Source organism: Brevundimonas intermedia, from assembly GCF_004614235.1.
GTDB classification, from domain to species: Bacteria; Pseudomonadota; Alphaproteobacteria; order Caulobacterales; family Caulobacteraceae; genus Brevundimonas; species Brevundimonas intermedia_A.
The window spans coordinates 293,280-317,581 of sequence record NZ_SPVH01000007.1 but is presented as its reverse complement, the minus strand read 5'-3'; the positions used below and the strand labels follow the sequence as shown (position 1 = coordinate 317,581).

Annotated in this window: 23 protein-coding genes; 1 reads left to right on the top strand and 22 read right to left on the bottom strand. The window is 66.0% G+C overall.

Annotated elements, in window-relative coordinates:
- The 17 genes from lpxB to dnaE form a co-directional block, all read right to left on the bottom strand.
- Window positions 1–1,170, bottom strand: coding sequence for a lipid-A-disaccharide synthase (gene lpxB / locus EGY25_RS15535; RefSeq protein ID WP_135195917.1), 1,170 nt, complete (start codon window positions 1,168–1,170; stop codon window positions 1–3).
- Window positions 1,167–2,006: a UDP-2,3-diacylglucosamine diphosphatase gene (gene lpxI / locus EGY25_RS15530; RefSeq protein ID WP_135195916.1), complete on the bottom strand. Its 840-nt coding sequence runs from the start codon at window positions 2,004–2,006 to the stop codon at window positions 1,167–1,169. The genes lpxB and lpxI overlap by 4 nt, the downstream gene beginning before the upstream one ends.
- Window positions 2,003–2,791, bottom strand: a complete 789-nt coding sequence (lpxA, locus tag EGY25_RS15525) for an acyl-ACP--UDP-N-acetylglucosamine O-acyltransferase (RefSeq protein ID WP_135195915.1) — start codon at window positions 2,789–2,791, stop codon at window positions 2,003–2,005. The genes lpxI and lpxA overlap by 4 nt, the downstream gene beginning before the upstream one ends.
- The gene (gene fabZ / locus EGY25_RS15520) at window positions 2,791–3,267 is read right to left on the bottom strand and encodes a 3-hydroxyacyl-ACP dehydratase FabZ (RefSeq protein ID WP_135195914.1); all 477 of its coding nucleotides are present in this window, start codon (window positions 3,265–3,267) and stop codon (window positions 2,791–2,793) included. The genes lpxA and fabZ overlap by 1 nt, the downstream gene beginning before the upstream one ends.
- A gap of 2 nt (window positions 3,268–3,269) precedes the next feature.
- Entirely contained in the window at window positions 3,270–4,283 is a 1,014-nt protein-coding gene (gene lpxD, locus EGY25_RS15515) for a UDP-3-O-(3-hydroxymyristoyl)glucosamine N-acyltransferase (RefSeq protein WP_135195913.1), read from the bottom strand.
- A 7-nt stretch (window positions 4,284–4,290) separates the two neighbouring features.
- Entirely contained in the window at window positions 4,291–4,890 is a 600-nt protein-coding gene (locus tag EGY25_RS15510; RefSeq protein ID WP_135195912.1) for an OmpH family outer membrane protein, read from the bottom strand.
- A gap of 32 nt (window positions 4,891–4,922) precedes the next feature.
- Window positions 4,923–7,376 carry an outer membrane protein assembly factor BamA gene (bamA, locus tag EGY25_RS15505; protein WP_135195911.1) on the bottom strand — a complete coding sequence of 818 codons (2,454 nt, stop codon included), beginning with the start codon at window positions 7,374–7,376 and terminating at the stop codon, window positions 4,923–4,925.
- Between the two features lie 29 nt (window positions 7,377–7,405).
- Window positions 7,406–8,623: a M50 family metallopeptidase gene (locus EGY25_RS15500; protein ID WP_135195910.1), complete on the bottom strand. Its 1,218-nt coding sequence runs from the start codon at window positions 8,621–8,623 to the stop codon at window positions 7,406–7,408.
- Between the two features lie 27 nt (window positions 8,624–8,650).
- Window positions 8,651–9,847 carry a 1-deoxy-D-xylulose-5-phosphate reductoisomerase gene (dxr, locus tag EGY25_RS15495; RefSeq protein WP_135195909.1) on the bottom strand — a complete coding sequence of 399 codons (1,197 nt, stop codon included), beginning with the start codon at window positions 9,845–9,847 and terminating at the stop codon, window positions 8,651–8,653.
- Window positions 9,844–10,662: a phosphatidate cytidylyltransferase gene (locus EGY25_RS15490; protein ID WP_135195908.1), complete on the bottom strand. Its 819-nt coding sequence runs from the start codon at window positions 10,660–10,662 to the stop codon at window positions 9,844–9,846. The genes dxr and EGY25_RS15490 overlap by 4 nt, the downstream gene beginning before the upstream one ends.
- Window positions 10,662–11,435 carry a polyprenyl diphosphate synthase gene (gene uppS / locus EGY25_RS15485; RefSeq protein WP_135195907.1) on the bottom strand — a complete coding sequence of 258 codons (774 nt, stop codon included), beginning with the start codon at window positions 11,433–11,435 and terminating at the stop codon, window positions 10,662–10,664. Before uppS ends, EGY25_RS15490 begins: the two co-directional genes overlap by 1 nt.
- Before the next feature lie 36 nt (window positions 11,436–11,471).
- Window positions 11,472–12,029, bottom strand: coding sequence for a ribosome recycling factor (gene frr, locus EGY25_RS15480; RefSeq protein ID WP_135195906.1), 558 nt, complete (start codon window positions 12,027–12,029; stop codon window positions 11,472–11,474).
- Between the two features lie 39 nt (window positions 12,030–12,068).
- Window positions 12,069–12,803 (bottom strand): UMP kinase, encoded by a 735-nt coding sequence (gene pyrH / locus EGY25_RS15475; protein ID WP_135195905.1) that lies wholly within the window; start codon window positions 12,801–12,803, stop codon window positions 12,069–12,071.
- A 127-nt stretch (window positions 12,804–12,930) separates the two neighbouring features.
- Window positions 12,931–13,872, bottom strand: coding sequence for a translation elongation factor Ts (gene tsf / locus EGY25_RS15470; RefSeq protein WP_135195904.1), 942 nt, complete (start codon window positions 13,870–13,872; stop codon window positions 12,931–12,933).
- A gap of 113 nt (window positions 13,873–13,985) precedes the next feature.
- Entirely contained in the window at window positions 13,986–14,894 is a 909-nt protein-coding gene (rpsB, locus tag EGY25_RS15465; RefSeq protein ID WP_135195903.1) for a 30S ribosomal protein S2, read from the bottom strand.
- A 227-nt stretch (window positions 14,895–15,121) separates the two neighbouring features.
- Window positions 15,122–15,715, bottom strand: a complete 594-nt coding sequence (locus EGY25_RS15460) for a DUF4142 domain-containing protein (protein ID WP_135195902.1) — start codon at window positions 15,713–15,715, stop codon at window positions 15,122–15,124.
- Window positions 15,716–15,808: 93 nt separating this feature from the next.
- On the bottom strand, window positions 15,809–19,270 hold the full coding sequence (dnaE, locus tag EGY25_RS15455) for a DNA polymerase III subunit alpha (RefSeq protein ID WP_135195901.1): 3,462 nt from the start codon (window positions 19,268–19,270) through the stop codon (window positions 15,809–15,811).
- Between the two features lie 392 nt (window positions 19,271–19,662).
- On the opposite strand from dnaE, the gene msrA reads away from it, so the two are divergent.
- Window positions 19,663–20,289, top strand: a complete 627-nt coding sequence (gene msrA, locus EGY25_RS15450; RefSeq protein WP_135195900.1) for a peptide-methionine (S)-S-oxide reductase MsrA — start codon at window positions 19,663–19,665, stop codon at window positions 20,287–20,289.
- 16 nt (window positions 20,290–20,305) lie between these two features.
- Here the strand turns inward: msrA and EGY25_RS15445 are convergent, their stop codons facing one another.
- The 5 genes from EGY25_RS15445 to EGY25_RS15425 all read right to left on the bottom strand — a co-directional run bounded on the left by EGY25_RS15445 (window position 20,306) and on the right by EGY25_RS15425 (window position 24,294).
- Complete coding sequence (locus EGY25_RS15445) at window positions 20,306–21,010, bottom strand: ABC transporter ATP-binding protein (RefSeq protein WP_135195899.1); 705 nt, start codon at window positions 21,008–21,010, stop codon at window positions 20,306–20,308.
- On the bottom strand, window positions 21,003–22,289 hold the full coding sequence (locus tag EGY25_RS15440; protein WP_135195898.1) for a lipoprotein-releasing ABC transporter permease subunit: 1,287 nt from the start codon (window positions 22,287–22,289) through the stop codon (window positions 21,003–21,005). The genes EGY25_RS15445 and EGY25_RS15440 overlap by 8 nt, the downstream gene beginning before the upstream one ends.
- Complete coding sequence (gene proS, locus EGY25_RS15435) at window positions 22,286–23,602, bottom strand: proline--tRNA ligase (RefSeq protein WP_135195897.1); 1,317 nt, start codon at window positions 23,600–23,602, stop codon at window positions 22,286–22,288. Before proS ends, EGY25_RS15440 begins: the two co-directional genes overlap by 4 nt.
- A gap of 77 nt (window positions 23,603–23,679) precedes the next feature.
- Window positions 23,680–23,946 (bottom strand): DUF1467 family protein, encoded by a 267-nt coding sequence (locus EGY25_RS15430; protein WP_135195896.1) that lies wholly within the window; start codon window positions 23,944–23,946, stop codon window positions 23,680–23,682.
- Window positions 23,947–23,955: 9 nt separating this feature from the next.
- Window positions 23,956–24,294 (bottom strand): DUF3088 family protein, encoded by a 339-nt coding sequence (locus tag EGY25_RS15425; RefSeq protein ID WP_135195895.1) that lies wholly within the window; start codon window positions 24,292–24,294, stop codon window positions 23,956–23,958.
- Window positions 24,295–24,302: the final 8 nt, after the last annotated feature.

The following is a 24,302-nucleotide window of genomic DNA, read 5'->3' as shown; positions in this document are numbered from 1 at the left end:
TCAGGCCTTCCGTTTGGCGGCGATGACCTTCAACACGGCGTCCGCCGCCAACTCCGACGGGTCCGCTCCGCCGCGCCCCATCAAGTCCAGGGCCGCTGTCTGACGTTGCGCCTGTTCGGCCGCCATGGCCGGATCGGACAGCAACCGACCGACCGCCGCCGCCAGGATGGCGGGCGTCGCCTCGTGCTGGATGAACTCCGGTGCGATCCTCTCGTCGGCGGCGACGTTGAACAGGGTGACGTGTTTCGCCGTCACCATCCGCTTCATCAGCTGATAGCTCAGCCCGTCGATCCTGTAGGCGATGACCATCGGCGCGCCGGCCAGGGCCAGCTCTGTCGAAACCGTGCCGCTTGTGGCCAGGGCGACCGTCGCGGCGCGCATGGCGTCGTACTTCTCGGCCTCGTCCACCAGATGCGCCCGGAACGGCCAGGCGGCGACCCGTCCCGCGACATCCCTTGCCACGGTCCCGGCGGCGACGACGGCGATTTCCAGCGCCGGATCGATGGCCTTCAACTTGCCGATCGCCGCTTCATAGACCGGCGTCATTCGCGTAATTTCACTGGGGCGGCTGCCCGGAAGCACCAGCAGCAGCTTGGCGTCGGCGGCGATGCCGCGTCGCGCACGGAAGGCTGCGCCGTCGGCGCCGGCCATGTCCACATGCAGGGCGGACGAGCCGACCACGGTCGTCGGCAGACCTTCCCGCTCGAACCAGGGGGCGTCGAAGCTGTAGAGCGCCAGCAGATGATCCACTGCCGCCGCCAGCGTCCTGGCCCGGCCCGGCCGGGACGCCCACACCTGCGGGCCGACGTATTTGATCAGAGGCAAATCCGGCCGCGCGGCGCGGATGGCCTTGGCCACACGAATGGTGAAGCCCCAGCTGTCGATCAGGACCACGGCGTCGGGCTTTTCTCGCTCGGCCAGCGCCGCCGTCTCCTCGACGCGGCGCTTGACCTTGCCATAGGCGCGCAGGCCCTCGATCCAGCCCAGGATCGACAGTTCAGCGATATCGAACGGGCTGACGATACCCTCGGCCGCCATCTGGGGACCGCCGACGCCGACAAAAGTGACGTCCGCACCCAACCGCGCCTTCAGCGCCCTGGCCAGACCGGCGCCGAGCGCATCGCCCGAGGCCTCGGCCGCCACCAGCATGATCTTCAAGGGGCGGCTCATCGCGCTTCGCCCCACACGAACAGGCCCAGCCGGTCCGCCGCCGCGATTATGGCCGCGCGGTCGATCAGGATCAGCCGTCCCGCCACTCCGCCGATGCCGGCCAGATCCGCCGCCGCCGCCATCTCGACGGTGCGCGGCCCGATCACCGGCATGTCCACCCTCAGGTCCTGGATCGGCTTGGGCGCCTTGCCCAGCGCGCCCTTGCGATCACCGGCCGAGCCGCGCAGATCGGCCGGCAGCCCGGCGACCCGGCTCAGCATGGCGTCGGTCCCCTCCTGCGCCTCGACCGCCAGAACAAGGCCGTCACAGACGACCGCGCCCTGACCGATATCCAGTTCGCCCGATTTTTCAGCGACGTGCAGCGCCTTCTTCAGGTCGGCCAGCTGCTCCGGCGTCGGCGAAACGGCGCCCAGGGCTCCAGCCGCCAGCATTGCCCCGCCCAGGATGTCGTCGGCGCCCTCGACGGCGAAGCCTTCGGCCTCGAACACCGACAAAATCTTGCGCAACAGGGCGTCGTCGCCCTTGGACGCCGCCGCCACGATGCCGGGCAGTAGAGTCGCGCCCTTGAAATCGGGCTTCAACGTCTTGAAATCGGGTCGGTTGACGATGCCCGCCAGACAGACGGTCGTGCAGCCCTCGGCCTTCAGGGCCTTCAGGATCGCCCCGATCTGGGCCATGCCGAACTCGGCGCCGGGCCAGCGCGCCAGATGGGGATCGGCGAACCCGGCCAGGCGGATCAGGAAGACCGGCCGACCCTCGGCGTCGCACCGCGCCGCCACCGCCCCCGGCAGGTCGCCGCCGCCCGCGATCAGGCCCAGCTTGCCGAACCCAGTCATTCCGCGTTCGGCAAGCACAGCGGACGCCGCCCGCCGTCGCGGATGAAGGCGATGATCTCCATGATCTCGGGCAGGTCGGCATAGGTCTCGGCCACCCCGTCGATCCGGCCCGCGAACTCGCCCTGGCCCTCGAACAGGTCGCGATAGGCGGCCAGCAACCGTCGCACCTGATCCTTGCCGTATCCCTTGCGCTTAAGCCCGATCAGGTTCAGCCCGCGCAGCCGCGCATGATTGCCCCAGGCAGAGCCGTAAGGGATGACGTCGCGCGTCACGGCCGCCAGACCGCCGATGATCGCCCCCTGCCCCACACGGCCGTTCTGGTGGACGGCGCACAGGCCGCCCAGGAAGACCTTGTCGCCCACCTGGGCATGGCCGCCCAGGGTCGCGTTGTTGGCCATGACGACATTATTTCCAACCACGCAGTCGTGACCGATGTGCGCGCCCGTCATGAACAGGTTGTTGGCGCCGACCACGGTCACGCCCGTCCCCTGCGGCGTGCCCCGGTTGAAGGTGCAGTGTTCGCGGATCAGGTTGTTCTCGCCGATCTCCAGCCGCACCGGCTCGCCCTTGTAGCCATTGTGCTGCGGGTCGCCGCCGATGACGGCGAACGGATGGATCACCGTTCCCGCCCCCACCATCGTATCCTGCTGAACCACCACATGGCTGACCAGACGCACGCCCTCGGCCAGCACCACGTTCGGACCCAAGACGCACCAGGGCCCAACCTGAACCCCGTCGGCCAGGGACGCCGTGACGTCGATCAGGGCGGTCGGGTGGATGGTCATCAAGCGGCAGGCTCTGTCGCTGGGGTGGGCACGGTCACGACCATGGCCATGAACTCGGCCTCGGCCGCCAGCTTGCCGTCGATGAAGGTCTCGCCGCGGAACTTGTAGGCGTCGCCGCGCGCCTTGATCACCTTGACCTCCATACGCAGCTGGTCGCCCGGCCGCGCAGGCTTCCTGAACCGCACCCCGTCGATGGACATGAACATGATGACCTTGTCGGCCACGGCCACATCCAGGGTCTTGGACATCAGCAGGGCCCCCGTCTGGGCCATGGCCTCGACGATCAGCACGCCCGGCATGACGGGGTCGATCGGGAAGTGGCCCGGGAAGAAGGGCTCGTTGTGAGTGACGTTCTTGATGCCGACGATTGAGGTGCGAGGCACGAAGGCCTCGGCCTTGTCCACCAGCAGGAAGGGATAGCGGTGCGGCAGCCGCCGCATCACCTCGGCGTAATCGATCTTGCCGTCTTCGCTCATCCCTATGATTCCTTCGGGGCCTTCTTTGAAGAGGCCTGTTTGGCGAGCCAGATGGTTTCGCGCAAGAACTGTCGGATCGGACGCGCCGGATAACCGGACCAGGTCTCGCCGGCAGGAATGTTCGCCAGCACCCCCGCCCCGGCCGCAACCCGCGCGCCCTCGCCGATGTTGATATGGTCGCCGATCCCCGCCTTGCCGCCGAAGATGACGTTGTCGCCGCTGGTGACCGACCCGGAGATCCCCGTGTTGGCGGCCATCAGATTGTTGCGGCCGATGACGCAGTTGTGGCCCACCATGACCAGATTATCGATCTTGGTGTTCTCGCCGATGACCGTGTCGTCATAGGCGCCGCGGTCGATGCAAGAGTTGGCGCCGACGGTCCCCCCGTCCTGCAGGATGACGCGGCCAAGCTGCGGAATACCCAGGGCGCCCGCGGCCGTACCGGTGGCGCCAAAACCCGCCTCGCCGATCCGCGCGCCGGCGTACAGCTTCACCCGATCACCGATCAGGGCGAAGCCGACGGTGACGTTCGAACCGATGACGCACTCCCGGCCGATCTGCACGCCCGGCGCAATGACGCTGTTGGCGCCGATGCGGGACCCGCGACCGATACGGACGCCCTTGCCCAGAACCGCGCCCGGTTCGACCACGACGCTATCGTCCTCGGCCGCTTCGTCAGTCGTGATCGCCACGTCGAGCGTGACAGCGCGGTGCAGCAGAAGCGACGCCTTGGCCCAGGCGGCCTGAGGCGTTCGCGAGACGATCACGGCGGCGTCTAAAGGCGCCGCATCTTTGGCCTCGGCCGGCACGATCACGCAGCCGGCCTTCGTCGTCGCCAGGGCGGAGGCGAACTTGCGGTCGCCCAGAAACGCGATCGCGCCCCGGTCCGCAGAGGACAGGGGCGCGACGGAGGCGATAATGCGATCCCCGCCCCGCTCGACCTCGCCGCCAATCTGCGCAGCCAGGTCGGCGACGCTGAAAGGCGACAGGGTTTCGAAGAAGCGAGGATCCGGCATCGGCGGCTTAGTTGGCGGCCGCCGGTTGTGCTTGCGTCTGAGCCGGCACCGGCATGCGGTTGAAGCTCAGGGTCGGCAGGGCGGTGTTCAGGCGCTGGATGGCCAGGTCCGTCACGTCCATGGCGGGGTTCATCATGAAGACGCTCTCGCGGTCGAGCAGCAGGCCGCAGCCCTTCTCTTGGTACAGCGCGGTCAGGATCGGCGAGACGGCTTCGGTGATGGCCTGGCGCTGCATGCCCAGGGTGTAGCGCAGCTCGTTCTCACGGGTGGATTCCAGCTGCTGGGCTTCCTGAGCACGCTGTTGCAGAGCCTGACGGCGCTGTTGCAGCTGGTCGGCCGGCAGGCTGGAACCCGACGTCTGAAGCTGCTGCGCTTCGGTCTGGATCTGCGTGGCGTAGGGTTGCAGTTCGCCTTGAACTTCCTGAGCCAACTGCTGCATGCGGGCTTCGACAGCCTGGCCGGCCGACGATTGGGCGAGCAGACGCGCGTTGTAATAGACGCAGACGCCCGGGATGACCGGGCCGGGGTTGGCGGGCGCCTGTTGCGCCGAAGCGGCCGTGGCGAGAAGCGAAGCGGCGGCGGTCGCCGCGATGATCAGAGTTTTCATAGGGTTTCCTCGTGCGGTCGAAAAAGCCGCGATTAAAACTGGGTGGAGGTCGAGAAGCGGAAGGATTCCGTCTTGTCGTAGTCTTCCTTGGACAGAACCTTGGAGATGTCGAAGCGGATCGGCCCCATCGGCGACCTCCAGTGAATGCTGATGCCCGCCGAAGCACGCAGCGACAGCTCGTCGGCGATATTGGTGTTCACCGTGCCTGTCGATGTCAGCTTGTAGCGGTCATCCAGCACGCCCAGCGTGCCCACATCGGCGAACAGCGAAGTCTTGATCCCGTACTGCTCGGGCAGATAGTTCGGCAGGGTCAGCTCGACCGTGCCGATGGCGTAGAAGTTTCCACCCAGAGCGTCGGTCGTGGTCAGGTCGCGCGGCCCCATACCGGCCGTCTCGAAACCACGGAAGCTATTGCCGCCCTTGAAGAAGCGGTCGTTGATGCGGATTGGGTCGCCGTTCCAGCCGCTGACATAACCGGTCGAGCCCTGAACGCTGACGATCCAGGCTGGGGTGAAGCCATAGTACCAGCTGGCGTCGGCCTCGGTCTTCACATAGTTCACGTCGCCGCCCAGACCCGCCAGATCCTGACGCAGCGAGCCCGCCCAGCCGCGCGTCGGGCGGACCGGGTCGTTGGTGTAGTTAACCTGCAGCGTGTAGCCGGCCGACGAGTTGATGTAGCTGCCGACCTGATCGCACAGCGCCGACGACCCTTGGCCTGCACCAGCGCAATAGCCGGTCGGCACGATGATCTCGTCAGACTTCAGGAAGTAGCGGGTGCTGAGCAGCATGTTGCCATTCAGCGGATAGGACAGACGCAGGCCCGCACCGGTCGAACGATAGTCGTACGACGAATATTCGCTGAGGTCGTAACGCGAGTGGAAGACGTCGAAGCCGGCCCGCAGGTCACGGCCAAGGAACTTGGGCTCGGTGAAGCGGAAGTCCACCTGCTGGCGCAGCGAACCCCATTCCAGACGCGCGACGACGTTCTGGCCGCGTCCGCGGAAGTTCCGCTCGGAAATGCCCAGGTTGACGGTGAAGCTGTCGACCGAGCTGAAGCCGGCGCCGACGGACAGTTCGCCGGTCGGCTGTTCCTGGACGTTGACGTTGATGACGGAACGGTCCGGCGCGCTGCCGCGCGTTTCCTCGACCGTCACGTCCTTGAAGAAGCCCAGCGCGCGCAGATTGTTGCGCGACCGCTCCATCAAGGCGCGGTTGAAGGCGTCGCCCTCGGTCAGCAGCAGTTCTCGACGGATGACCGGGTCGATGGTGCGGGTGTTGCCCACCACATTGATGCGGTCGATGTAGACTCGCTGGCCTTCCGACACGTTGAAGGTCACGTCCACCGTGTCCGTGTCTGGATTGGCCTTGTAGGTCGGGTTGATCTCGACGAAGGCGTAACCGGCCGAACCCGCAGCGAACGTCAGGGCGTCGACCGCCTGCTCGATCTTGTCGCTTTCGTACAGATCGCCCGAGCGGATCGGGATCAGACGTTGCAGGAAGTCGGCGTTCAGTCGGTCGTTCTGGGTGACGACCTTGACCTCGCCGAAGTTGTACTTGTCGCCTTCATTCAACGTCAGCGTAAGCTGGAACGCCTGATCGTCCGGCTGCAGCTCGGCGACCGACGAGACGACACGGAAATCATAGAAGCCGCGGTTGGTGTAGAACTTCCGCAGCTGCTCCTGATCGTATTCCAGGCGGTTGGGGTCGTAGTTGTCGTTGTTGGAGAAAAACTTCCACCACGTGGACTTCTCGGTGACCATCACGCCGCGCACGTCGCGATCAGAAAAAGCGTCGTTGCCCAGGACGTTGATCGCGCTGATGCCGGTCTGCGGGCCTTCGTTGATCTCGAAGATCACATCGACGCGGTTCTGCTCCAGCTGAACCAGCTTGGGCGTCACGGTCGCGGAAATCCGTCCCTGCAGGCGGTACAGCTCGACGATGGCGCCGACGTCTTCCTGCACCTTGGCGCGGGTATAGATGCCGCGCGGCGCCAGCGTCACTTCCTTGGTCAGCTTGTCCTGGGAAAGCGCCTTGTTCCCCTCGAACACCACCTGGTTGATGATCGGGTTCTCGACGATCTGAACGATCAGGTCGCCGTTCTGGATGCCCAGTTGAACGTCGGCGAACAGGCCGGTGCGCGACAGGGTGCGCACGGCGACGTCCAGCACCGAGGCGTCCACCGCGTCGCCGGGCCGGATCGGCAGATACGACAGGACCGTCGTCTGATCGATCCGCTGGGCGCCCTGCACGATGATGCGGTTGATCGTGATCGTCTGCGGCGCAGCGATCTCGACGCGTGGCTCGGCGCCGGCGGCAGGCGCTTGGGGCGTCGCGGTCTGAGCCGGCGCAGGGGCCGGCGTGGCGGGCGCCGTCGCGGGTGCGGTCTGGGCCAGCGCAGGCGCGCCGAGGCCGGCGGCGACGGCCAGAGCCAGCAGGCTGGAACGGGCGCTGAGTCGGACGGCGGCGCGAGAGGTCATGTCATTCATTCGGGAAACCATCGGGGGCTGGCGTCGGCTCACGAGACGAGCCCGCCGAGGAATTGGAAGAGGTTGAGCTTCTGTAGGTCGTTCCACGTCGCGAACAACATAAATCCCGCCAAAAGCGCAAGGCCTGCACGATAGCCCATCTCCTGGAACCGCGCCGACACAGGCTGCCTGGCCACGGCTTCGTAGCCGTAGAAAAGCAGATGCCCGCCGTCGAGGATCGGGATGGGAAGAAGGTTTAGAAAGCCGATTCCGATCGAAAGTATGGCGGCCAAGGTTGTCAGGGTCAGGATCAGGTTGATCGCGATGGCGCCGGGGGCCGGATTGGCCTCGACCGCGGCGGTCGTCAGAGACCCCGTCGCCTTGGCGATGCCGAGCGGTCCGCTGAACTGATCGCCCGACTCGCGACCGGTCACCAGACGCCCGAGATAGGTCAGGGTCGAGCCGATCACGTCGCCGGTCTGGCGCACGCCCTCGACCACGGCGCCGACCGGGCCATAGCGGACATGGCGCACATCGCCGGCCGACGACCCAAGGCCCAGACCGATGCGGCCGACCTTGACGCGTCCCGCGATAGGATCGTTCTCTTCGCGGCGTTCGGGCGTCGCGACCAGTTCGACGGGCCGTCCAGCGCGCTCGACGGTGAAGCGGACGGGATCGCCGGTGGACAGCATGACGGTGCGCGTCACCGCGCTACCGTCCTTGATGGGCTTGCCGTTCACGTCGGTGATCAAATCGCCGACCTGGAAGCCGGCGGCGGCGGCGGGCGATCCCGCCTGAACCTGAGCCACGCGGGCAGGGCGCAACGACACGCCCACGGCCATGAAGACGACCGCAAAGATGGTGATGGCCAGGATGAAGTTGGCGATGGGCCCGGCGGCGACGATCAACGCGCGCTGCCACACGGGCTTGAAGTGGAAATAGTCGCGCTCGGCGCCCGGCCCGCGCTCGGCGACCACACGCTGGCGCAGTTCGTCCAGCCCTGCCCTATCCGGCACGCTGGACGCGTCCAGGTCGCCGGAGAACTTCACATATCCGCCAAGCGGCAGCCAACCCAGCCGCCATTCGATGCCGTGGCGATCGGTGCGGCTGAACAAGGCCTTGCCGAAGCCGACCGCGAAACGATCCACCTTCACGCCAAAGGCGCGCGCGACGAGGAAGTGACCCAGTTCATGGATGGTGACGATGAACGTCAGCACCAGCAGGAACGAGGCGATTGAGATCAGGACCTGACCCAGGACGCCCAGCATTCGAAAATCGTCTCCCCTGGCCTGCTATCAGGCCGCGTTCGCAAGACCGGCGATAACGGTTTCGGCCATTCGACGCGTTTCGGCATCGACCGACAGGGCCGCGCCGCAGGCGTCTCCAGAACCGAAAGCCATCCCCGCTTTCGTCGCACGCTCAAGGGTTTCGGCGACGACTGCGGCAATATTGAGAAAGGCCAGCTTGCGGTCAAGAAATGCGAAGGCCGCGACCTCATTCGCCGCATTGAACACGGCGGGCGTCGCGCCCCCCGCCTTCAACGCCTGACGGGCCAGATCCAGAGCCGGGAAGCGCGCCAGATCGGGCGCCTCGAAGGTCAGCCGCCCCAGGGCCGCAAGGTCCAGCCTGGGCGCCGGCCAGGCGATCCGGTCAGGCCAGGCCAGGGCGCAGGCGATGGGCGTACGCATGTCCGGCGGCCCCATCTGGGCCAGCGTCGAACCATCCACATATTCCACAAGGCTGTGGATGATCGATTCGGGGTGCACCACCACGTCGATTCGCTCCTGCGGCATATCGAACAGATAGGCCGCCTCGATCATCTCCAGGCCCTTGTTGGCCATGGTGGCGCTATCGACCGAAATCTTGGCTCCCATGCTCCAGTTCGGATGCGCCACCGCCTGTTCGGGCGTGATGCCGGTCATCTGGTCGCGCGGGGTCTGTCGGAAAGGCCCGCCCGATGCGGTCAGGATCAGCCTGGACACCTGCTCGGGCGCGTCGGCGGGAAAGACCTGGAAGATGGCCGAATGCTCGGAATCGACCGGAATCAGCCGCCCCCCTGCCCGCTTGACCCGCTCGATCAGCGCCGGGCCGCAGCAGACCAGGCTTTCCTTGTTGGCCAGCGCCAGGGTCGCGCCGGTGGCCGCCGCCGCCCAGGCCGACTTCAGTCCCGCCGCACCCACGATGGCGGCCATGATCCAATCGACCGGCCGCGTCGCAGCCTCGACGATGGCGGCGTCGCCGGCGGCGACCGCGATGTCCGTTCCTGCCAAGGCGTCTCGCAACGCGTCCAGTCGCGCCGGATCGGCCGTGACCGCCAGTTTCGGACGCCAGCGCCGCGCCTGTTCGGCCAATTTGGCGATGTTCGCCCCGCCGGTCAGCGCCTCGACCTCGAAAACGCCTGTGCCCGTTGCTTCGGCCTGAGCCATCAGGTCCAGCGTCGAGGCGCCGACCGATCCAGTCGAGCCCAGGACCGTGACGCGACGCCGGATCACGCGCCGCGCTCCAGCAACAGGACGATCAACCGTCCGGCCGCGACCACGACGACGGCGAACATCAGGCCATCAACTCGGTCCAACAGCCCGCCATGGCCGGGAATGGTATTGCCCGCGTCCTTGACCCCAAACCGACGCTTCAGGCCCGATTCCCACAGGTCGCCGGCCATGGTCGCCAGCGCCGCCGCCAGCCCCAGAATCGCACCCCAGAATATGGTAAGCCGGCCCATGTCGAACCACGCAGTCATGGCGGCGCCGGCCACCGCCCCCGCCAGGATACCGCCTATGAAGCCCGACCAAGTCTTGTTGGGCGAATAGCGCGGCCAAAGCTTGGGACCGCCGAACGTAGACCCTGCCAGATAGGCCAGAATATCCGCCGACCAGGTCACGGCGAAGACCAGCGCCGTCCAATGGAGACCCACCGGGCTCTCGCCGTCCCGTAGCCAGATCAGCAGGATTGAAGGCCAGCCGAGATAAAGCACGCCGTAGGCGGCATCGACCGCCTGTTGTCCGCGCTTGCGGGCGAGCAGGCCTGCAGCCGCGGCGCCGAATACCAGGGTGACAAAAGCCACCGACATGACGCCGAAGTAGGCGCTGACGACGGAGGCTACGACTGCAAGAGCGACGGCCAAGCCGATCGGGCGCGGCGCTCTTGGCGCGCTCATTGCGCCCCATTCGAAAGCGAGAACGACGGCGGCGACGACGACCAGCGCCAGGAACCAAACGCCTCCAAACCAGGTCGCAGCGACAGCAGCCGGCGCCAGCACGGCGGCGGAAGCGGCCCTCAACGCAATGTCACGCCCCTTGACCGCCATCAGGCCGTCGCGCGCTCAGGCGCGACCACACGGCCGCCATAGCGACGATCACGTTGACCGAAGGTCGAGATCGCCTCGGCCAGCGCCTTGGGTCCATAGTCGGGCCACAGAATGTCCTGGAACACCAGTTCCGCATACGCGGCTTCCCACAGCAGGAAGTTCGACAGGCGCTGCTCGCCGGACGTGCGGACGATCAGGTCCAGCGGCGGCGAACCCGCCGTCGCCAGCCCCGAGGTCAGGACCGCCTCGGTGATCGGCTCGACCGTTTCGCCAGCCAGCACCCGCTCCATGTGGCGACGGGCGGCGTCCACCAGATCGGCCCGTCCGCCATAGTTGAAGGCGACCTGCAGCAGAAAGCGGTCGTTATGCGCCGTCTGGGCCTCGGCTCTTTCGATGATGGCGGCGATGTCTGCAGGCAGGCCTTCGCGACGGCCCAGGATCTTCAGGCGCACACCCGCCTTGGTCAGGCGCGCCAGATCGCTGGCGACATAGGTCCGCACCAGCCCCATCAGGTCCGACACCTCGTCTTCCGGTCGGCTCCAGTTCTCGGTCGAGAAGCCGAACACGGTCAGACAGTCGATGCCCAGGTCCGGCGCCGCCTGGATCGTGCGCTTCAAGGCCTGCACGCCCTCGCGATGGCCCAGCGCCCGCGGCAGGCCGCGTGCCTGCGCCCAGCGCCCGTTGCCGTCCATGATGATGGCGACATGGCGAGGCCCATCCGGGCCCCGTTCCTTTGGGCTTTGGCCTGAAGGCGCGGCGCTGTCTGCCGTCATCTGTGGTGTGATCCCTTTAGGGCCAAGCCGTTTCGACTAGACCTGCATGATCTCTTGTTCCTTGGTCTTCAAGGCCTCGTCGATGCGCTTGATGGCCGCGTCGGTTTCCTTCTGAACCTCGGTCTCCATCTTCTTCTGTTCGTCCTGGCTGATCTCGCCGGCCTTCTCGGCCTTCTTCAGGTCGTCGTTGGCGTCGCGACGGACGTTGCGGACCGAAATCTTCTGCTGCTCGGTGTATTTGCCGGCCAGCTTGACCAGATCCTTGCGGCGTTCCTCGGTCAGGGGCGGCACAGGGATGCGCAGCGTCTGGCCGTCGACGATGGGGTTCAGGCCCAGGTTGGCGTTGCGGATCGCCTTTTCGACCGCGACGACCATGCCCTTGTCCCAGACATTGACGCTGATCATGCGCGGCTCGGGCACGCTGATGGCGGCGACGGCGCTCAGCGGCGACGCCGAGCCATAGGCCTCGACCCGCACAGGCTCCAGAAGGCCCGCATTGGCGCGTCCGGTGCGCAGGCCGCTGAACTCTTCCTTCAGGGCGGTGACCGACCGCTCCATGCGGTCTCGATAGGTCTTCAGTTCAGGCTTTGCCATGGTCTTGGTCTCTCTTGTCTTTCCTGGTCACGCAGACGTTCAAGCGACGTCCTGAATGACCGTGAACGTGCCTTCGCCGGTCAGGGTCCGGCGCAGCGAGTTTTCTTCCCGAATGGAGAAGACCACGATCGGTATGCCCGTGTCGCGCATCATGGCGATGGCCGAGGCATCCATGACCCGCAGGTCCTTGGCCAGGACGTCCTGATAGGTCAGGGTTTCATAGCGGGTGGCGGTCGGGTCTTTCTTGGGGTCGGCGGTATAGACGCCGTCCACGCTGGTGCCCTTCAGCAAGGCGTCGCAGCCCATTTCGGCGGCGCGCAGGGCCGCGCCCGAGTCTGTCGTGAAGAAGGGCGCGCCGACGCCGGCGGCGAAGATCACGACACGGCCCTTTTCCAGATGACGCAGGGCGCGACGGCGGATGTACGGTTCGGCGATGGCGGCCATGGGAATGGCGCTCTGTACCCGGGTCGAGACGCCGATCTTCTCCAGCGCTGACTGCATCGCCAGGGCGTTCATGATGGTCGCCAGCATGCCCATATAGTCGGCCTGTGAGCGCTCCATACCCGCCGCGGCCTTGGACAGGCCGCGGAAGATGTTGCCGCCGCCGATCACCAGGCAGATCTCGACACCTTCCGCCGCCACGTCCGCGACGGCCTTGGCGACCGCATCCACCGTCTTCATATCGACGCCGAACGACTGATCGCCCATCAGCACCTCGCCGGAAACCTTCAGCAGGACGCGTTTGTAGCGGAAGGTCGAGGTGGCGTCGGGCATGCGGGAAGGTCCGTTTGACTGCGGCGCCATTGAATCAGGCGACTTCTTATAGACGAAAGGCGCGCCGGCCATCAAAGCCGAACGCGCCCTTCTGATACAAAACCCTCACGAATGAGGGGAAGATTTCTTAGTTGCCGCCCATCATGGAGGCGACTTCCGACGCGAAGTCGGGACCTTCGACCTTCTCGACGCCTTCACCCAGCGCCAGGCGGACGAAGCCGGCCAGGTGCAGGTTGGAGGAGCCCAGTTCCTTGGCCGAGTTGGCGACCAGTTGTTCGATGGTCACGTCCGGATCCATGACGAACGGCTGCTTGGACAGCACCACGTCCTTCTGGAACTTGTTGATCTGACCTTCCACGATCTTGGCGATCATGGCTTCCGGGCGACCTTCTTCCTTGGCCTTTTCGGTCAGAACGGTGCGTTCCTTCTCGATGGCGGCCGGGTCCAGGTCGTCGGTGTTCAGCGACAGCGGAGCGGTCGCTGCAACGTGCATGGCGATCTTGCGGCCCAGTTCGCGAAGCGCAGTCTTGTCGCCCTCGCCTTCCAGAGCCACCAGCACGCCGATACGGCCCACGCCCGGCGAAACCGCGTTGTGGACGTAGGTCGAGACGACGCCTTCCGAAACCGACAGGCGGGCGGCGCGGCGCAGTTGCATGTTCTCGCCGATGGTGGCGATCATGTTGGTCACTTCGTCCTGGACCGTCTTGCCGGCTTCCAGTTCGGCGCCGTGCAGGGCTTCGACCGAGTGGTGGTCCAGACCCAGTTGGGCGAACGACTTGGCGGCGTTCTGGAACAGTTCGTTGCGGGCGACGAAGTCGGTTTCCGCGTTGAACTCGATGGCGGCGGCGACTTCGCCCTTGCCGTCTTCCTTGGACGCGACGGCAACCAGGCCTTCAGCGGCGACGCGGTCGGCCTTCTTGGCGGCTTTGGACAGGCCCTTGGCGCGCAGCCAGTCGATCGATGCTTCGATGTTGCCGTCGTTTTCGACCAGCGCCTTCTTGCAGTCCATCATGCCGACGCCCGAACGCTCGCGAAGTTCCTTCACGAGGGCGGCAGTGATCTCGGCCATGTTCTTCTCCTTGGGGGATTTCGTATGTGGGAACGGCCGGGCTGATTTAGCCCGGCCGTGTGTCAGTTCAACGCACGGCCTTCACCTTAACGCGGGAAGGCCAAGGGACAGTCTCAGACTGCGGCCTTCTCGGTTTCGACGGCGTCGTTCGCTTCCGAAGTGGCGGCTTGCGCAGCTTCGTCGGCGACAGCCGGTTCAGCAGCGTCTTCCAGCTCGGCGGCGACCGATTCCGTGCCGGCCGGAGCGGCGTCGGCTTCGACAGGGGTCGAGGCTTCACGCAGCATGGGCTCTTCCGGATTGATCGCAGCACCCAGGTCCACGCCCGAGGCGGAGGCGCCGGCGGCCAGGCCGTCCAGGACGGCGTCGGCGATCAGGTCGCAGTAGGTCTGGATGGCGCGGGCGGCGTCGTCGTTGCCGGGGACCGGATAGGTGATGCCGTCCGGATCCGAGTTGGTGTCCAGGATGGCGATGATCGGGATGTTCAGCTTGCGGGCTTCCTGGATCGCGATCGCTTCCTTATTGGTGTCGATCACGAACATGATGTCCGGAATCGAACCCATATCCTTGATGCCGCCCAGCGACAATTCCAGCTTGTCCTTCTCGCGCTCCAGGTTCAGCAGCTCCTTCTTGACGCGGCCTTCGCCGCCGTTCTCAAGGATGCCTTCCAGTTCGCGCAGACGGGCGATCGAGCCCGAGACGGTGCGCCAGTTGGTCAGCGTGCCGCCGAGCCAACGGTTGTTCATGTAGTACTGGGCGCAGCGCTTGGCGGCTTCGGCGACCGGCTCTGCGGCTTGGCGCTTGGTGCCGACGAACAGGACGCGGCCGCCCTTAGCGGCGACTTCGCGCACGGCCACCAGCGCCTGGTGGAACAGGGGCATCGTCTGCGACAGGTCGATGATGTGGATGTTCGAGCGCGAGCCGAAGATGTAGCGGTCCATCTTCGGGTTCCAGCGGTGCGTCTGGTGGCCGAAGTGAGCGCCTGCTTCAAGCAGGGTGCGCATCGAGAATTCTGGCAAAGCCATGATCGTTCAGTCCTTTTTCCGATCAAACGTGGCGCGGGGGATTAAAGGTCCGACGACCCTCGGAATGGTGCGTCTCAGGATTTCTCCCAGAGACGCGCCTCACCCGCGTTGCGAAATGCGGGGGCCGTGTAGGCCGGATGGGCCGCAATAGCAAGCGTCGCCTCGCCAAACGCAAGAAAGGCGGCCCCTTTCGGGACCGCCTTTCCAAGATCGATAGACGGCTTTCGCTAGTTCATCGCATCAAGCAGCGCTTGGGCGCGGTCACGATGGGCCGTGACAGGCGCGATCAGTTCGCGAGCCAGGGTCGCGAGCGCGGGCGCGTCTGTATTGTCGTCAAAGCCGTTGAGCAGCGTCAGGGTCTCATTATGAGCGGCGACCTGCTGGTCCAGATAGACCTTGTCGAAATCGCCCGGCGTGGCGGCGTTCAGATTGTCGATCAGACCCTTGCGACGCTCGTCCAGAGCGGTCGGGATAGCGACGTTGGGCGCAGCGGCCGCCGCCGTTCCAAGCTTCTCACCCGCAGCCGTGTGATCCTTGGTGATCATGGCGGCCAGCGCCTTGACGTCGGCGTTGGTGGATTTGGCGGCGGCGATCTTGGCGGCTTCCAGCTCATACATGTTGCCGGTGCCCAGGCCGGTGACGAAGCCGTCGACCGTGTTGGCGCCCATGGTCATGGCGGAGGTCTGGCCGACGACGCCGGAGGTGGCGTCCTGGGTCGCGTTGACGGCTTCGCTGGTGTTCTGGGCGGCGCTGTCGCCACCCTGGTTGCAGGCGGCGAGAAGGGCCAGCGAGGCGACGCTGGCGATGGCGAGATATTTCATTGGAACAGTCTCCCTATGGACTGACCAAACCCATCACGCACCCGTGAGGTTCCGAAATATCAATAGCTTGACCATACCCAAGCCTGTGGCGATCTAGGCGTCCTCCAGCATCACCACGCCCGGCGCGGACTTCAGCGCGCCACGCAGGGCGCCGTCCAGACGGTAGCGGCCGGGAAGCTTGACCTCGACCTCCTGGCGGCCTTCCAACGAGGCGACCAGGGAGATTTCGCCACCCTTGCCGATGGCGCCGGAGCGGGCGCGCTCCAGCCGGGCCTTCAGCGCTTCGGCGTCCGCGCTGCGCGCCGAAACGTGGATGCGCAGGCCGATGTTGGCGTCGTCCAGAAGGTTGTCCATGCGCGAGGCGTCATCGCCAAAGAAACGCACCTCCCCTTCCGACGACTTGGCGCGCACCCGCACCATGACCGATGCGCCGGGCTCCAGCACTTCGCGGCATTTGCGCAGTTGTTCGGGCGGGAACAGGCATTCGAACTCGCCCGTGGGGTCCGAGAAGGTGACGAAGGCGAACTTCTCGCCCGTGCGCGCGCTGGCCCGCTCCTGTTTGCGACGCACGACCCCGGCCATCTGGAAGGCCTCGTGGCCGGCCTCGGCCAGAGAAATAGCCTCGGCGACGAAGGTGACGCGCTTGCGCTTCAGGGCCGAAGTCATCTCGTCCAGCGGGTGACCGGACAGATAGAAACCGACGGCCGACAGTTCGTGATCCAGCCGTTCCGGCCCGACCCAAGGTTCGACCGTCTTCAGGCGCGGGCGGCCGGCGTGGGCCTGATCGCCGCCGAACAGGCTGACCTGGGACGAGGCGCGCTCGGCGGCCACGCTCTGGCAATAGGCCATCAGCACATCGGCCTGTTCCAGCAACTGACGCCGGTTGGGGTGGATGCTGTCGAAGGCGCCGGCCTTAGCGAGACCTTCCAGCGCACGCTTGTTGACGCTGCGCGGATCGACGCGTTCCAGGAAGTCGAAGATGTCGGCGAAACGTCCGCCGCTCTCGCGCACCTCAATGACGTGTTTCATCGCCTCCAGGCCGACGTTGCGGATCGCGCCCAGGGCGTAAAGCACCGCCCCCTTGTCGTCGTCGAAGGCCACGTCGAAGTCGGCCGACGACCGGTTGATGTCGGGCGAAAGCACCGGCACCTCGAACCGTCGCGCGTCCTGATAGAAGACCGCCAGCTTGTCGGTGTTCGACAGGTCCAGGCTCATCGAGGCGGCGAAGAACTCCACCGGCTGGTTGGCCTTCAGCCACCCCGTCTGGAAGGAGATCAGCGCATAGGCGGCGGCGTGCGACTTGTTGAAGCCGTAGCCGGCGAATTTGGCCACCAGATCGAAGATGGAGCCGGACTGAGCCTCGGGCACAATCTTTTCCAGCGCGCCTGCGATGAAGCGCGCCCGCTGGAAGTCCATCTCCTCCTTCTTCTTCTTGCCCATGGCGCGCCGCAACAGGTCGGCCTCGCCCAGGCTGTAGCCCGCCAGGATCTGGGCGATCTTCATCACCTGTTCCTGGTAGATGATGACCCCATAGGTCTCGGTCAGCACCTCCTTCAGGCTGGGGTGCAGATAGTCGACCTCGGCTCGGCCGAACTTGCGGTCGATGTAGGTGTCGATCATCTCCATCGGCCCCGGCCGATATAGCGAGATCAGGGCGGTGATCTCTTCGATGGAGCCGCAACGCATCTTGCGCAGGGTGTCGCGCATGCCCTGGGATTCCAGCTGGAACACCCCGACCGTCTGGCCCGAGGCCATCAGCTCATAGGTGCGCGCGTCGTCCAATGGCAGCGTATTCCAGTCCCGCGCGGCGCCGCGCCGTTCCAGATAGGCGCGCGCCCGGTCCAGCACGGTCAGGGTCTTCAGGCCCAGGAAGTCGAACTTCACCAGACCCGCCGGCTCGACCCATTTCATGTTGAACTGGGACGCCGGGATGGTGGAGCGCGGATCCTGATAGAGCGGCACCAGTTCCGTCAGCGGCCGGTCGCCGATGACGATGCCGGCGGCGTGGGTCGAGGCGTTGCGGTAAAGCCCCTCCAGCTCCAGCGCCGTTTCCAGCAGGGTGCGAACCGCCGGCTCGGCGTCCCTCGCCTCTTTCAGACGCGGCTCAAGCTCGATGGCCTGGGCCAGGGTGACGGGCGCGGCCGGGTTGTTCGGCACCATCTTGCAGAGCCGGTCCACCTGACCCAGCGGCATCTGCAGCACCCGGCCCACGTCGCGCAGCACGGCCCGCGCCTGCAGGGTGCCGAAGGTGATGATCTGGGCCACCCGGTCCTTGCCGTAACGGTCCTGGACGTAGTCGATCACCTCCTCGCGCCGCTCCTGGCAGAAGTCGATGTCGAAGTCGGGCATGGAGACCCGCTCGGGATTCAGGAACCGTTCGAAAAGCAGGCCGAACCGCAGGGGGTCCAGATCGGTGATGGTCAGGGACCAGGCGACCAAGGACCCGGCGCCCGAGCCCCGCCCAGGCCCCACGGGGATGCCATGGGTCTTGGCCCATTTGATGAAGTCCGCCACGATCAGGAAGTAGCCCGGGAACCCCATCTGCTGGATGATCCCGACCTCCCATTCCAGACGGCTCCAGTATTCCGCCTCGGGAAAGGCCGGAGCGACCTCGGTCAGGCGGACCTTCAGCCCTTCGCGCGCCTGATGCGCCAGTTCGTCGGCTTCGGACCGCCCTGCCCCGGTGTCGAACCGCGGCAGGATGGGAGCGTGGGTGTTGACCAGGAAGGCGCAACGGCGCGCGATGTCGATGGTGTTCTCGCAGGCCTCGGGCAGGTCGGCGAACAGTTCGCGCATGATGGCGGCCGGCTTGAACCAATGCTCGCCGGTGATCCGGCGACGATCCTCCTGGCCGGTGAAAGCGCCGTCGGCAATGCACAGCAGGGCGTCGTGCGACTTCGCCTGCGCCGCCTTGGCGTAATAGACGTCGTTCGTGGCGACCATTGGCGTATCGTTGGCGTATGCCCATTCGACCAGACCCGGCTCGGCCCGCTTCTCGTCATCCAGCCCGTGGCGTTGAAGCTCGACATAGAAGCGGTCGCCGAAGGCCGCCTTCATGGCCGCCAGGGTCGCGGCGCCTTCGGCCTTGTTGCCTTGGGCGAACAGCGGATCGACCGGGCCGTCCGGGCCACCGGACAGCAGGATCAATCCTTCGGAACGCGCGACGACCTGTTCCCAGGACACACCCGGCTCGGCCATCTCGCCCGCATCCAGATAGGCTGACGACGACAGCGCACACAGGTTCAGCCACCCGGCGGTATTCTGAGCCAGCACCACCACTGTCGGAACCTTGGCCCAGCGGGCCTTGATCTGGCCGCCGATGCCGAACACCGGCAGGGCGCAGGCCACGAGAGGCTGGACGCCCGCCTCCTTGGCCGTCTGGCTGAACTCCAGCGCGCCAAACAGATTGGCCCGATCCGCGACCCCGACCGCCGGCATGCCCGCATCGGCGGCCAGCTTGCCGACCTTGGCGGCCTTGATCGCGCCCTCCAGCAGCGAATAGGCCGAGCGGACCCGCAGATGGACGAAACCCTGACTGTTCACCGGCTCGCTCAATGCCTTCTCCGACCGCCGGCCCGCTCATTCGCGGCCTAGTCCGCCCTGACTCTCATATCGGGCGGCGATCAACCATCGCAAACCCGCTCTCGGGCGGATGGGCTGTGGATCACTGACTTCAGACGGTCATCGGCAAAAACACCGTCTAATCCGTCTAATTCGTCTGACCTCAGGCGCCGGTGACGTTGATCGCTACGGTCCAGACCATCAGCACGAAGCCCCCGCACGACGCCAGCGACAGCATATCTCTCATCAAACGCGGCATGACATTGTCTCCCACCAATCCGATATGTTCCGCTAATGTTCTATGTTGGCTTTTTGTTCTCGTCAACCATCGTGTTTGAAACCATTCGACCGACGCCGTCGTAGTGAGTGGAAAGGGAGATCGACCGATGTCTAATCGCACCACGCTCGCCGCGCTCGCATCCCTGACCATCGGGGTGCTGGCGCTCGGCGCACCCCTGCCCCGCCCGGCCGAGGCCCAGACGACGCCGGCGCTTCAAACAGCCATCTTCGCGGGCGGCTGTTTCTGGTCCGAGGAAAAGGCGTTCGACGACCTGCCCGGCGTGCGTTCAGCGGTGTCCGGCTTCGTCGGCGGCCATACCGCCAATCCGACCTACGAACAGGTGGTGCGAGGCCGCACGGGTCATATGGAAGCCGTGCAGGTCACGTTCGATCCGCAGGTCGTCAGCTATCGCGCCCTGGTCGATCGCTACTGGCGCACCATCGATCCGACCGATCCCAACGGTCAGTTCTGCGATCAGGGGCCGTCCTATCGGGCCGCCGTTTTCGCCACGGGCGCCCAGCGCGCAGACGCCGTCGCCTCACGCGATGCGGCCATGCGTATCTTGAGAACGAGCTTCACCACGCCGGTCGTCGGCGTTCAGCGCTTCTGGCCGGCGGGGGCGGAGCATCAGGACTACGCCAAGCGACACGCCGCCAGCTATCAGGCCTATCGGGTCGGTTGCCGCCGCCCCGAACGCCTGAGGGCGATCTGGGGCGACGCCGCCGTCAGCTGATTTCAGTACGCCTGGCTCAATATGCGTGGCTTTGGGCCGCGCGCTCTTCCAGATGACCGTCCTTCAGGGCGAAGACGCGGTCCATATGGCCGGCCAGCTCCATATTGTGGGTGGCGATCAGGGCGGCGACGCCTGTGTTCTTGGCCAGGTCGCGCAGGGCTTCGAACACGGACTGGCTGGTGGTCGGATCCAGATTGCCGGTCGGTTCGTCGGCCAGCAGCAGACGCGGCCCATTGGCCAGAGCCCGGCCTATGGCGACCCGCTGCTGTTCCCCGCCTGACAACTGAGCCGGCTGGTGCGTCAGGCGCTCGCCCAGGCCCAGGGCCTTCAGGGTGACCTCGGCGCGTTTTCGGGCTTCGTCCTGTGGCAGCCCCGCGATCCGCATCGGCAGGGCGACGTTGTCGCGCGCATCGAACTCGGGCAGCAGATGGTGGAACTGATAGACGAAGCCGATCCGGCCCAGCCGCAGGCGCGTGCGGGCGCGCTCGTCCAGATTTCCCACCTGTTCGCCGTCGATGGCGACCGTGCCGCTGGTCGGCTTTTCCAACAGGCCTGCGGCGTGCAGCAGGGACGACTTGCCCGAACCCGACGGACCGATCAGCCCGACCAGTTCGCCCGGAAACACGTCCAGATCGACGCCTTTCAGCACGGTCAGACCGCCCTGGGCGGTGTCATAGGTGCGGGTCAGGCCGCGCACCGACAGGATCGGAGCCTTACTCATAGCGGAGCGCCTCCACGGGATCGATGCGAGACGCGTTCCAGGACGGCGGCAGGCTGGCGATACAGCTCATCAACAGCGACCAGAAGGTCACCCAGGCGACGTCGGCCGGATCGACCAGGGCCGGAATGGCGTCCAGCATATAGACGTCGGAATCGAACAGTTTGGTCTGAAGCACGAACTCCAGGAAGTGCTGGATCGAGCCGATGTTCCAGCAGAACAGCAGCCCCAGCACCAACCCCGCGATGGTGCCCGCCACGCCGATCATGGCGCCGGCCATGAAGAAGACGCGCAGGATGGACGACGGACTGGCCCCGATCGTGCGCAGGATGGCTATGTCGCGGCCCTTGTTCTTCACAAGCATGACGATGCCGGAGATGATGTTCATGGCGGCGATGGCGACGACCAGGCCCAGGATGATGCTCATGGCAACCCGCTCGACCTTCAGCGCGCCATAGAAGGCGGCGAGGCGTTCGCGCCAGTCGCTGACGACCGCGCCGGGGCCGGCCGCATCTCGGATGGCGGCGGTCAGGGCGCCGACCTGATCGGGGTCATCGACCTTGATCTCGATGGCGTCCCAGACGCCTTCCTTGCCGAAGAAGAGCTGCTGTTGCTCCAGCGGCATGAAGATGAAGGCGCGGTCGTAGTCGGCGGCGCCCGAGCGGAACAAGCCGCCGACGAAATAGGTCTTCTCCAGCCCGCCCAGATTGCCAAAGGCGCTGTCGGCGCCGGTAGGCGAATACAGGGTGACCGGATCACCGACGCGCAGTCCCATCGAGGTCGCCAGGGCAGCGCCGACCAGGATGCGGTCGCCGCCGTATGGGCCCTTGCCGAAGCCGGCGCGCTCCTGCGGCGTCAGGCTGTCGAACACATACTGGGTCTTGGCCAGGTCTTCGGGACGGATGCCCTTGGCGATGGCGCCGGTCGTATAGCCGCCGACGCGGATCAGGCTCTGCGCCTCGTTCAGCGGACTGGCGCTGGCGACGCCCGGCACGGCCTGAATCCGCTTCAGCGCGGCTTCGCGATCCGGCGAGGTCAGGACCGCGCCCTGCACATACATGTGCCCGTTGAAGGCCAGCATCCGGCCCAGCAGCTCGCTGCGGAAGCCGGACATGATGCTCATGACGCTGATCAGCACGGCGACGGCCAGCATGATGCCGATGAAGCTGATCACGGCGATGGTGGCGACGCCGCCCTCCTTGCGCTTGGCGCGGAGATAACGGAGGGCCAGGCCGATCTCCCACGAGGAGAAGGCGCCGGAAGGACGGGACGGCAGGCTCAAGTGGTCAGCCTTTCGATGGCTTCGGCGAGCGGCACGGAGACCTTCTCACCGGTGGCGCGGCGCTTCAGCTCGACCACGCCGTCGGCCAGGCCCTTGGGACCGATGGTCAGCTGCCACGGCACGCCGATCAGGTCGGCGGTGGCGAACTTGCCGCCCGGCCGTTCGTCGGTGTCGTCGTACAGCACGTCCTTGCCGACCTTTTCGAGCTGGGCGACCGCGTCCTCGCAGGCGGCCGAGACGGCGGCGTCATTGGCGCGCAGATTGATGACGACCACGTCGAACGGGGCCACGGCGTCGGGCCAGATGATGCCACCCTCGTCATGGCTGGCCTCGATGATGGCGCCCAGCAGGCGCGACACGCCGACGCCATAGCTGCCCATATGGACCTCGGCGTCCTGGCCGTCAGGTCCTGCGACCTTGGCCTTCATCGGGGCGGAGTATTTCGTGCCGAAATAGAAGATGTGGCCGACCTCGATGCCGCGCGCCGACAGGCGGTCGCCCTCGGCGGTCTGAGCCTCGAATTGGGCCGCGTCGTGCATTTCCTCGGTCGCGGCGTAAAGCGCTGTGCGCTCATCGACGATGGCTTGAAGATCGTCCCAGTCCACATCCGCGCCGGGCGCGGGCATTTCGACCAGGGCCTTGTCGCAGAAGACCGCGCTCTCGCCCGTCTCGGCCAGAACGATGAACTCGTGGCTCAGGTCGCCGCCGATGGGGCCGGTGTCGGCGCGCATCGGCACGGCCTTCAGACCCATGCGGGCGAAGGTGTTCAGATAGGCGACGAACATGCGGTTGTAGGCCTTGCGGGCCGAGGCCTCGTCCACGTCGAAGGAATAGGCGTCCTTCATCAGGAACTCGCGACCGCGCATGACGCCGAAGCGGGGCCGGCGCTCGTCGCGGAACTTCCACTGGATATGAAACAGGTTCAGCGGCAGCGACTTGTAGGACTTCACATAGGCGCGGAAGATGTCGGTGATCATCTCCTCGTTGGTCGGCCCATACAGAAGTTCGCGCTCGTGCCGGTCGGTGATGCGCAGCATCTCGGGGCCATAGGCGTCATAGCGGCCGCTCTCGCGCCACAGGTCGGCCAGTTGCAGGGTCGGCATCAGCAGTTCGACCGCCCCGGCCCGCTGCTGCTCCTCGCGCACGATCTGCTCGACCTTGCGCAGCACCCGCAGGCCCAGCGGCAGCCAAGCATAGATGCCGGCGGCCTCCTGCTTGATCATGCCGGCGCGCAGCATCAGCTGGTGCGAGACGATCTGGGCGTCCGAAGGGGCTTCCTTCAGCGTGGGCAGGAAAAAGCGCGACAGGCGCATGATGGGAAATCCTAGGCGTAGAGACGGAACAAGGCTTTAGCCGCTGGACCGGGGCGAAAGCTAGGCCGGGTTGCGGTTTAGACGGCCGGGCCGTTGGCGAAGTTCGGCAAGGGCAGCCAACCGGTGAAGATCAGCACCATGACGAAGATCCAGACCAGGGCTGAGACCCAGGTGGTGGTCACGAACTTCTTCTTCAGGTTCGGGGTCGTGGGCGCCCCCCATTGCGTGCCGTCGGTCGGCGGCTCGTGCGTCTCACGCGACGTGCCCAACGGCAGCACGGCGAACAGCACCGTCCACCAGGCGATGATGTAGATGCCGACCATGGTGAAGACGCCGATGGGCATGACGGACCTCTAGGGATGGGGCCGGCCGACGCCGTAGCGGGCCGCCAGATAGGGAGCGATGGCGTGATCCTGGAGGAACCGACGGCCGGTCGTTTCGCTGACCTCGGCCTCGGGCCAATCCAGTTCGCCGTCCAGGATCAAGATGGGGCAGCTCTGATGCGCCTCGCCGACCTGGTCGATGACCGGCTGGCGTGGGCGCGGATGGTCCAGATAGACCACCTCCAGCGCGTCGCGAAGCTGAGGATAGAAGGCCAGCACCCCCTCGATATAGGCGCCGGGCGGGCAGAACCACGGTCCACCCTGATCGTCGTGCCAGTCGGGGTTCAACAGGAAGAGTCGCTCGGCCATTTGCGTGG

Excerpts from the sequence above, each read along its gene's own strand:
- lpxB (WP_135195917.1), bottom strand. The coding sequence starts at position 1,170 with ATGAGCCGCCCCTTGAAGATCATGCTGGTGGCGGCCGAGGCCTCGGGC.
- lpxI (WP_135195916.1), bottom strand. The coding sequence starts at position 2,006 with ATGACTGGGTTCGGCAAGCTGGGCCTGATCGCGGGCGGCGGCGACCTG.
- lpxA (WP_135195915.1), bottom strand. The coding sequence starts at position 2,791 with ATGACCATCCACCCGACCGCCCTGATCGACGTCACGGCGTCCCTGGCC.
- fabZ (WP_135195914.1), bottom strand. The coding sequence starts at position 3,267 with ATGAGCGAAGACGGCAAGATCGATTACGCCGAGGTGATGCGGCGGCTG.
- lpxD (WP_135195913.1), bottom strand. The coding sequence starts at position 4,283 with ATGCCGGATCCTCGCTTCTTCGAAACCCTGTCGCCTTTCAGCGTCGCC.
- EGY25_RS15510 (WP_135195912.1), bottom strand. The coding sequence starts at position 4,890 with ATGAAAACTCTGATCATCGCGGCGACCGCCGCCGCTTCGCTTCTCGCC.
- bamA (WP_135195911.1), bottom strand. The coding sequence starts at position 7,376 with ATGAATGACATGACCTCTCGCGCCGCCGTCCGACTCAGCGCCCGTTCC.
- EGY25_RS15500 (WP_135195910.1), bottom strand. The coding sequence starts at position 8,623 with ATGCTGGGCGTCCTGGGTCAGGTCCTGATCTCAATCGCCTCGTTCCTG.
- EGY25_RS15490 (WP_135195908.1), bottom strand. The coding sequence starts at position 10,662 with ATGGCGGTCAAGGGGCGTGACATTGCGTTGAGGGCCGCTTCCGCCGCC.
- uppS (WP_135195907.1), bottom strand. The coding sequence starts at position 11,435 with ATGACGGCAGACAGCGCCGCGCCTTCAGGCCAAAGCCCAAAGGAACGG.
- frr (WP_135195906.1), bottom strand. The coding sequence starts at position 12,029 with ATGGCAAAGCCTGAACTGAAGACCTATCGAGACCGCATGGAGCGGTCG.
- pyrH (WP_135195905.1), bottom strand. The coding sequence starts at position 12,803 with ATGCCCGACGCCACCTCGACCTTCCGCTACAAACGCGTCCTGCTGAAG.
- tsf (WP_135195904.1), bottom strand. The coding sequence starts at position 13,872 with ATGGCCGAGATCACTGCCGCCCTCGTGAAGGAACTTCGCGAGCGTTCG.
- rpsB (WP_135195903.1), bottom strand. The coding sequence starts at position 14,894 with ATGGCTTTGCCAGAATTCTCGATGCGCACCCTGCTTGAAGCAGGCGCT.
- EGY25_RS15460 (WP_135195902.1), bottom strand. The coding sequence starts at position 15,715 with ATGAAATATCTCGCCATCGCCAGCGTCGCCTCGCTGGCCCTTCTCGCC.
- msrA (WP_135195900.1), top strand. The coding sequence starts at position 19,663 with ATGTCTAATCGCACCACGCTCGCCGCGCTCGCATCCCTGACCATCGGG.
- EGY25_RS15445 (WP_135195899.1), bottom strand. The coding sequence starts at position 21,010 with ATGAGTAAGGCTCCGATCCTGTCGGTGCGCGGCCTGACCCGCACCTAT.
- proS (WP_135195897.1), bottom strand. The coding sequence starts at position 23,602 with ATGCGCCTGTCGCGCTTTTTCCTGCCCACGCTGAAGGAAGCCCCTTCG.
- EGY25_RS15430 (WP_135195896.1), bottom strand. The coding sequence starts at position 23,946 with ATGCCCATCGGCGTCTTCACCATGGTCGGCATCTACATCATCGCCTGG.
- EGY25_RS15425 (WP_135195895.1), bottom strand. The coding sequence starts at position 24,294 with ATGGCCGAGCGACTCTTCCTGTTGAACCCCGACTGGCACGACGATCAG.